This is a genomic window from Prosthecobacter sp. (genome assembly GCF_014879935.1).
Lineage (GTDB): Bacteria > Verrucomicrobiota > Verrucomicrobiia > Verrucomicrobiales > Verrucomicrobiaceae > Prosthecobacter.
This window is the reverse complement of record NZ_JACSRD010000151.1, coordinates 1-8,761: the sequence shown is the minus strand read 5'-3', so window position 1 is coordinate 8,761 and position 8,761 is coordinate 1. Positions and strand designations below refer to the sequence as shown.

The window sequence follows — 8,761 nt, the reverse complement described above, 5'->3', positions numbered from 1 at the left end:
GCCCCTCGCCCTGCGGGAGGAGCTCAGGCGTATTGGCAAGAACACTCGTGAGAAGGCGCGGAGGGTTTACAGCTTTCGCGGCGAGCGCATCCCTGGCGCAGGCGGGCAGTCCGCCCGCCATGTCTGGGATCAGGTCATCCGCCATGGCCGCGCCTCCTACCTGATCAACCGCCAGCATCCTGCCATCGCCGCCCTGCTGGCAAATGCTGCCGTTGGCAAAGCCGTCGAGAGCACGCTGCAAGTGATCGAGCAGAGCATCCCCACCGCGCTCATCGCGTTTCAAAGCCGGGAGGAGGTGGAGACACCGCCAGCTTCGGCTTCTGAAACCGCCACTGAGAGTGTGCGTGCCCAACTGCACCAGACTTGGCTCCTGCTCCGTGCCCAGGGAAACACCGCTGAGCACGCTCTCCACTGCCTCGCCCTCTGGCCTCCCTTCCACGACTGCCCGGAACTGCTCCAAGCACTCCGGGAAAACCCGCCCGCACTCCCATGATCGACCTCAATGAAGCTGAAAAGCAGGCGCTCGATTTCGCCAGCCGTGCTCTCCAGGGGGAGCTGCCCTCCGCACGCACCTCAGCCAAGATTCGGCAGTTCGTCGATGCGGCAGTGACCATGGCAGGCATGACCAAACCGGGCTTCTCGGTGAATGCTGAGGCTTTGATAGCCGAATTGGAACATGCCACCTCGGTGCTCACGGAACGACCAGCCGTCCTAACCGATGGCCGCGTGCAGCCTTGGTGGATTGAACGCAAGGGGCAGATCGAGCCCATGCGCTTCTGGCGGCGATACCGTCGCTATCTGGAGCAGGAGAAGAACATGAGGGATAAAGACCTCGATTCGGTGGATGAGCAGACTGACGCGATTCTCGACCGCATTCAGAATCCCGCGATCTCAGGAGCTTGGGACGTGCGCGGCATGGTCGTTGGCAGCGTTCAGTCTGGCAAGACGGCGAACTATGTTGGTGTGACAACGAAGGCTCTCGATGCGGGTTATAAGGTCATCATTATCCTCGCGGGTATTCACAACAACCTGCGTGCCCAGACCCAGGAGCGTGTGGATGAAGGGATTCTTGGCTTTGACAGTCAGCGCCGACTCGACCCTGATCGTGTGGACTACAAGCTAGGCGTCGGGAAACTGCTCAACACCTCCGATTTGGGGCCGCCAACTTCAATTACTCCGCTGACCAACAGCGCGGACAACGGAGACTTCACGACGGGTGCCCAAAGGGTCAATGTCAGTTTGGCTGGCGGACCTGTAATCATGGTGGTGAAGAAAAATGTCACCCCATTGAAGCACATTCTTAGCTGGCTCGAAGTTGCTGGCGGCCAGCTCGGGCACCAAAATGCCGATGAACGAATTTCCGCCATTCCGCTGCTGATGATCGATGACGAGGCGGACAACGCTTCCATCAACACCAAAGACCGGCCCGGTGTGCCGGATGAAGAGACGAACATCACCAAGATCAACAGGCTGATCCGCCTCATCCTCAATCGCTTCGAGCAAAGCAGCTATGTCGGCTACACTGCAACCCCATTTGCCAACATCTTCATCAACCCGGAGGCGGAGCGTGACGAGGAGGGCAAAGACCTTTTTCCGAGAGACTTCATCGTCAATGTGAGGCCAAGCAGCCGTTATGTCGGCCCCTCAAAGGTGTTTGGCTACTCGCGGGATTTGGAAGCTGGCATTGATGAGGTGCACCCACTGCCCGTCTTCCGCGAGGTGGAAGATCACGAGCTTTATTTCCCGCCCAAGCACAAGCAGGAGCATCGGCCCGATTCTCTGCCCGGCTCACTCAATCGGGCGATTCTCTGTTTTGTGCTGAGTTGCGCGGCGAGGCGGGCTAGAGGGCAGCGCGCGGTTCATAACTCGATGCTGATCCACGTCACGCGGTTCATATCCGTGCAGAAGCATGTCAAAGAACTCGTCGAGGACGAATTTGGTCGGGTAAAACGTGCTATCACCTACGACAAGGCAGATCATCCTGTTTGGGCCGCGCTCCATGAGCTTTGGCACACTGATTTCGTGCCGACTTCGCAGTCCATCCGAGCCGTTGAGAGTGACAAGAGACTCACAGAACTCGGCTGGGAGGAAGTGAAGGCTGAGCTACCCGTTGCTGTTGGAAAGATTGTCGTGAAAGAGATTCATGGGCAAAGTCGTGAAGCACTGGACTACAGTAGGCAAAAAGATGGCGTGTCCGTGATCGCTGTTGGCGGTAATAAGCTGTCTCGTGGTCTCACTTTGGAGGGCTTGAGCGTGAGTTACTTTCTACGCTCAACCAAAATGTATGACACACTCATGCAGATGGGGCGCTGGTTCGGCTACAGAGACGGTTATCTGGACCTGTGCCGACTCTACACGACGGATGAGCTGCGCGATTGGTTTAGTCATGTGGCTTTGGCAGAGGAGGAGTTGAAACGTGAGTTTGATCATATGGTCGATGCTCGTCTGACCCCTTCAGATTACGGCTTGCGGGTGCGTCAGCACCCCGATGGCATGATGATCACTGCCCTGAACAAAATGGCGCATGGTCAGAGCCGGGAAGTCACTTTTGCGGGGCAGTTGGTGCAGACTGCATTCTTTGAGCGCAACTCCGCACGCCAGCGGAAGAATGTGAAGGCTGTGGAGGATTGGTTGTGCACCCTTCCGGCCTTTCGAGTTCTGGAAGACGGTCATCACCGTAGGACGGCAAACAGAGCTCAGGTGGCAGACTTCTTGGATAAAATTCTCGCTCCCGGGTTCATCCATCCCAAGTGCAGTCGTTTCGGTCCTGAACTGCAGAGTTTCGTCCAAGAACAGGAAGAGAATGGCGGGCTCCAGGAGTGGACGGTGATTCTGCCAAAGGGCGGCGGCCATGAGAAAGAGATCGCCGGCCACAAAATCAACCTGACTAGGCGCTCTGACGTAACAGAAGGCCATGGCTACTACAGTCTGAGCAAGGCCAACGTGCAGGAGCCCAAACATGAGATGCTCGATCTTGACGAAATTGAGCTCACCGAGGAACTGGCGGTAGAGATCCTGGCGAAACTAGAGGTGCGCGACGCCGGAGCTGGGGCGATGCCGTTAATTAAACCTGGAGGAGAGGCAGATGCTGTCCGGGGATGTATAGGTCAAAAGCTCTCGAAGGCAGTTCACGCTTTAGCCGCAGTTCGAAACAAGCAGACGATAGGATCCATGCGTGATGAGATGCGTCAGCTTCGCCCGGCCGCAAAAGGGCTTCTCATCATTTACCCGCTGGATACTTCAAACGTCACGGGCTTGGAAGATGTGTCCTATGTGCCAGCCTTTGCCTTGAGCTTCCCGGCTACCCACAAAGCACGACGAGTGCTTTACAAAGTGAACCCCGTGTGGATTCGGAAGCATCTGACACAATTCAACTTGGAGGACACAGCGGATGAAGCCGATTGGTGACCTTTGGAAAGAGATTGAGGCTGATCTACAAAATCAACGGGGGACGACACAAGCCCCCGCCTTGATGACTCGCCTCGCGACATCAGAGATCGGTCAGCGTTTGCGGGTTGGAGTCGAGTGGCCGTCGAAAGCACGCTTGCTGTTATTTTCGGTTCCAGCGGGCACTTTGCCTCCGAAAGCCTCATGGCCTGAATGCAAAGGCTTGGAGCTGCTTCTGGATGCAAAGCCGAATGAGACAACTTTCATCGTGAGGCTGCGTGATCTGCGCGGTCAGGATGTTTTCACCGTGCTGGCGGAGGACTTGGCGAGGCGTGCGGTCGGCGGTTCTGAATCAGAGGCTGCCCGCCGTGTGCTTGCAGCTTTGGGACGGTGGCAGAAGTTTCTAGCAGCAGCGGGCCGGTCGCTCTCAGACGAAGCAAGGAGAGGCCTCTGGGGTGAGCTTTACGCGCTGGAGTATCTCATCATGCCCACCGTGGGTATCGAAGCAGCGGTGGGAGCTTGGCGCGGCCCTGCGGGTGCACCGCAGGACTTTCAACATCAAGGCACGGCCATCGAAGTGAAGACACGGGCGGCACGCTCGCCTTCCATCGTGCGCATTTCGGGAGAACAGCAGCTTCATGAAGCCCCGTGGCGGCACTTGCTGCTGACTCACGTCGCCGTGGACGAGCAGGATGGAGCAGGCGAGACGCTGCCCGAGAGAATCGCCCGTGTGAGGGCGCTGGCTGCCGCCACGGCGGCAGCAGAACTGCTGGAGGATGCCTTGGCAGACGCGGGATGGCTGGACGCCGAGGTGGAAAAGCATCAAGTGCGCGGTTTTGTGCAGCGGGAACTGGATGTCTTCCGCGTGGCGGATGCTTTTCCGCGACTGACTCCCACCGGGCTACCAGCTGGAATCGGCGGCGTGGCCTATGACCTCAGCTTGGATGCAGCCCGCCCATTTGCCTGCACGCTGGAAGACTTGCGAGCCGCCCTGAGCCCTGAAACCTGATCCCAAGACCCTACGAACATGGACCTGACCGAATTGGCAAACTACCTGGATGGTGAAGTAAGTGCGAAAGAGCATGCGGATGGCAACGAGCAAGCATTCACCGAGGTGATGCTCACCTACCTTGCCGAAAGCAATGAGGTGGACGGCTACGAACTCGACTTTGCGCAGCGCAGCGGACGAAAGAACGCCCCGGCCTACAAGTTCAACGCCTGGAACCTGCACGAGCAGACGGGCGACCAGGAAGGCAGTGCTCCGTTGGTGGATTTGTTTGTCAGCCTCTACAAACCGGGGGCCACCGGCCAGCCCGTGCCGAAGAGCGAGGTGGCGCACCACTTTGAGCTGGCGCGGAACTTTCTTTCCCAAGCCTTGACTGCGAGCAGCAAGTGGATGGCGCAGATGGAGGAGAGCGCTCCGCCCTACGAGGCGGCGATGAAGATTCACCAGCACCGCGATGATCTGGACACAGCCCGGATTTTTCTCCTGACGAACGGTGTGGTGAAGCAGGCCGACGAGCAGGACACGGAGATCACCGGAGTGGACGTGAAGCACTATCTCTGGGACTTGGAGAAGCTCCGCCGACTGCGCAGCAGCGGGCAGGAGCGGGAGACGATCCAGATCAACCTCGTCGATGATTATGGCGGCGCGGTGCCGTGTCTGGCGCAGGAGGATGGCACCGGCGAATACACTGCCTACCTTGCCTTCTTCCCAGCCACACTGCTGGCGAAAATCTACGGCGACTACGGGCCGCGACTGCTGGAAAAGAATGTGCGCTCCTACCTGCAAGCCAAGGGCAAGGTAAACAAAGGCATTCAAGGGACGATCCGCGACGCGCCTCACCGTTTCCTCGCCTACAACAACGGCATCTCCGGAACTGCGGAAGCGGTGAGTGTCTCGCGCACCCATGACGGCCTATGCAAGCTGGAGAGGCTGCGGGATTTCCAGATTGTGAATGGTGGGCAGACCACGGCGAGCATTTACCACGCCGTCAAAAAGGAGAAGGCGGATGTCTCCCACGTCACCGTGCAGGTGAAACTGACCGTGGTGAATGAGGCCGCCAAGGTGGCGGAGTTTGTGCCCAAAATCTCTCTCTACGCCAACAGCCAGAACAAGGTGAACACGGCAGACTTCAGTGCCAACGACGAATGGCATCAAAAGCTGGAAAGTCTCTCACGCACTATCTGGGCACCCGCAGCGTCCGGCACCAGCAAGCCGACACGGTGGTATTACGAGCGTGCCCGCGGTTCCCATCTCGACGACAAGATGCGTGCAGGAACGCCTGCCAAGCAGAAGGAATGGGAGGCGCAGAACCCTGTCGCACAAAAGTTCACCAAGACCGATGTGGCGAAGTATGACCACACTTGGAACCAGCTTCCGCATCTGGTGAGCAAAGGTGCGGAGAAGAACTTTATTGATTGGACGATGAGCCGTTCCCGCTCGGCTCTGCCTGAGTCGCAAGATTTTGAGCGGCTGGTGGCTAAGGCCATCCTCTTCCGGGCTACCGAGAAGATCGTCTCGCGCCTACAGCTCGGTGGCTATCGGGCGAACGTCGTGACGTATGCACTGGCATGGCTTTCCCGCGAAACTTCTGGCAGGCTTGATTTGGATGCCATCTGGCGCAAGCAGGGTCTGGACGGATGCGTGACCGATGCGCTGTCCGAGATCGCACGCGAGGCTTTTGACTACCTCACAGAGACGGCGGGCTCCCGCAATGTCACCGAGTGGGCGAAGAAGCCGGAGTGCTGGGAAGGCTTCAAAACCACAGCCATCCAGATTCCTGATCTGTCGGCAGCCCTCACCAAGAAGGAGCAGAAGACACAAAACATGGAGGCTGTGAATGCGCAGCAAACAACCGCCGCGAAGACTCTTTCCGAGATTCAGGAGGTCATCCAACGGCACAAGCTGAGCCTCTGGGATGATCTTGCCAGGTGGGGAACAGAAACTGGTAAGCTCAAACCTTGGCAGGCTACGCTCTGCGGAAACTTTCATCGCAAGCTGGAGCGTGGCAAAAAGCCGACCTATCCTGAATGCAAGGCCGCTCTGGAGATGCTCGAAGCCGCCAGGGCACACGGATTTGAGCAGTGATCTGCCACCATGAATCACTGGATGCATCGTGAAGCACGGCGGTGGAACGAACTGCGGGCGCTTGCCCAGGGACGAAACTGGCCCAGACTCCCCGGACTGACCGTGGGGGCATGTGCCGAAAGCGTCGGCATGGAATGGTATGCGACCCGGACAGCGGATACTGTGGCAGAATTCCTGGCACTGGATGGGATCGCCCTGATTCGCTATCCCACGTTCGGGCGCACGAAAATCAGGCGTTTGATCGAGATCGTGAACAGTGCCCTCCACGCCCAAGGTGAGACAGATCATCTGCTGGAAGAAGCGTGCGATGCGCCACTGGCATCCACGGAGGCGGCAGACATCACCCGCACAGCCCATGACGGCCTGACTAAGCTGGAAATACCTGCCGCCCTGCCACTGGGACTGGTGCGGCTCCCCGTGCGCATCCAGCATTATTGCGAAGAGCATCATCTGCACAGTCTGGGAGAGTTTCTGGAGGCCTGGGAAAGCCTGGGAGAGGGCTACTTTTTCCAACTTCCCAATCTGGGGAGGAAGTCCGTGGGGGACGTCCGGGCACTTTGGACGGCTGTTTGTGAAGGGGATGGCAAAGCGCTGGCAGCATGGCTGCCCATGAATCCGAATGGCAAGGGGCTGAGCCTATCCGCAGGATTGCGTGACGCGGTGAGCGACCTTCCAGAACATCACCGCGCCCTTCTGGAGAACCGGCTGGTGCATGAGCAAACCTTGGAAGAGGCCGCCGCTGACCTTGGGGTCACGCGAGAGAGAACCCGGCAGGTGGAGGCTGTGTTGCTGGAAAAAGTCGCCCAACTCCTGGATTGGTTTCCCGGCGTTCAAGATGCGATGATGAGCATGTGGCTGAGGGGGGAGCCGTGTGCTGAGCTTCTGGGTGATGAGCTGCAGGAGCCTGATCTTGTGTTGATCGAAGCAACCATCCGCCGTCTGTTCAAGGAGCGCCCCGAAGGCGCTGCCCGTGAGCTGGAGCTGGAAGTCCGTATGGAGGGCTGGCGTGAGAAGCTCAAGCAGCACGCTGATTTGCTGGTGGAAGGAGTCGATCTTGAAGAGTTCATGAGCAGGGAAGTGCCGCCTGAATATCGGGAAGAGTTTTGTCTTTCCCTGGATGGACGCGGGAGGATCAGACTGGACCACGCAACCGGTCGTGTGGTGCATTCCGGGCCCCGCTTGCGTGAGGTGGTGAAGGCCATTCTGGCACGGGAGGATGACCCCATACCACTGACATGGTTGCACGAACTCGTCCGCCAGACGCCAACGCACCACCAGGTGGAACGTGAGCAAATCTACCGTTACCGCATCCAGTGGAAGTCGGACGATCCTGATTTTCCGCGAGACAAGGTCCTCTGGAGTCTATGACCCGGTGGCTCGTAGGAAGCGTCAGCCAGACTCACGCCGCCTGGGCCAGCCCGGACTCCATCTCCAACGTCTTCCAGCGGCGGTGCCAGGCTTTGGTGAGTTCGGAGACGAGTTTTTCGAGGTCGTCGAGTTCCTGGACGGGCAGGCGGAGAAGGGGGACGCCGGTGGAGGCGAAGAGCTGGTTCACAAAGATGTCACGCTTCTTCACCTTGGGCGTGTTGTGGCTGGCGTCGTCCAGCTCGATGCCGAGCATGGGCATCCAGTCATCATTCCGGCAGATGAGGAAGTCCACATGGCGCTGGCTGATCATGCTGAGGGCGCCGATCCCATCCTCCTCGTCATAGGCGAAGACATCGGCCAGGCGCGGCTTGATCTGGATGCGGCAGCGGTCCTGGGTGATCTGGAGCAGGCAGGCGTGAAAACGGGCCTCGGTCGGCGTCAGCAGGGGCTTGGCGGCATAGTCATAAGGCATGGCCACACGCATTTCAGGATCGGGAGCGATGAGCTTCATGGGACGAACGGAGGAAGAGTTAATTATGGAAATTACAAGGGAGGTGTGTCCGCGCAATCGGCAAACCGGGGCGAGGCACGGTGCCTCCTGGCGGTTGAGGGAAAGGTGCAGCCGAACTTGATCCCGATGTTCTGCTTCGGTGTCACGACTGCTCGGGTCGTTTCAACCCAGAGGAGGGCACGCAAGCGCCCCATTTTGAAGGAGTTCGGTTGCTTTGTGACAGCGCCTTGAATTTGAGGCCCTGCAGGCCTGAAAGGGCGGTCTTGGGAACCTGGGACGGGGCTTGAGGGGGGCTGGAAAGGGGGCTTTGAGCTCAAAGGGTGGTGTCTTTGATCGCAAAGAAGGGTGTGATTGAGCTCAAAGGGTGGTGTCTTTGATGGCAAAGAGGGGTGTGATTGAGCTCA

General features: G+C 58.6%; 6 protein-coding genes. 5 read left to right on the top strand and 1 reads right to left on the bottom strand.

Annotation, left to right across the window (positions count from 1 at the left end):
- The 5 genes from IAE77_RS14240 to IAE77_RS14220 all read left to right on the top strand — a co-directional run.
- A partial coding sequence (locus IAE77_RS14240) for a hypothetical protein (RefSeq protein WP_294227604.1) occupies positions 1-493 on the top strand: 493 nt, incomplete at its 5' end.
- Entirely contained in the window at positions 490-3,408 is a 2,919-nt protein-coding gene (locus tag IAE77_RS14235; RefSeq protein ID WP_294227603.1) for a Z1 domain-containing protein, read from the top strand. The genes IAE77_RS14240 and IAE77_RS14235, both read left to right, overlap by 4 nt.
- Positions 3,392-4,396: a PD-(D/E)XK motif protein gene (locus IAE77_RS14230; protein WP_294227602.1), complete on the top strand. Its 1,005-nt coding sequence runs from the start codon at positions 3,392-3,394 to the stop codon at positions 4,394-4,396. Before IAE77_RS14235 ends, IAE77_RS14230 begins: the two co-directional genes overlap by 17 nt.
- Positions 4,397-4,414: 18 nt before the next feature.
- The gene (locus tag IAE77_RS14225) at positions 4,415-6,478 is read left to right on the top strand and encodes an AIPR family protein (RefSeq protein WP_294227601.1); all 2,064 of its coding nucleotides are present in this window, start codon (positions 4,415-4,417) and stop codon (positions 6,476-6,478) included.
- A 9-nt stretch (positions 6,479-6,487) separates the two neighbouring features.
- Positions 6,488-7,846 carry a sigma factor-like helix-turn-helix DNA-binding protein gene (locus tag IAE77_RS14220; RefSeq protein ID WP_294227599.1) on the top strand — a complete coding sequence of 453 codons (1,359 nt, stop codon included), beginning with the start codon at positions 6,488-6,490 and terminating at the stop codon, positions 7,844-7,846.
- A 31-nt stretch (positions 7,847-7,877) separates the two neighbouring features.
- Here IAE77_RS14220 and IAE77_RS14215 read toward each other — a convergent pair whose 3' ends face one another.
- Entirely contained in the window at positions 7,878-8,357 is a 480-nt protein-coding gene (locus IAE77_RS14215) for a DUF2726 domain-containing protein (protein WP_294227595.1), read from the bottom strand.
- Between the last annotated feature and the right edge of the window lie 404 nt (positions 8,358-8,761).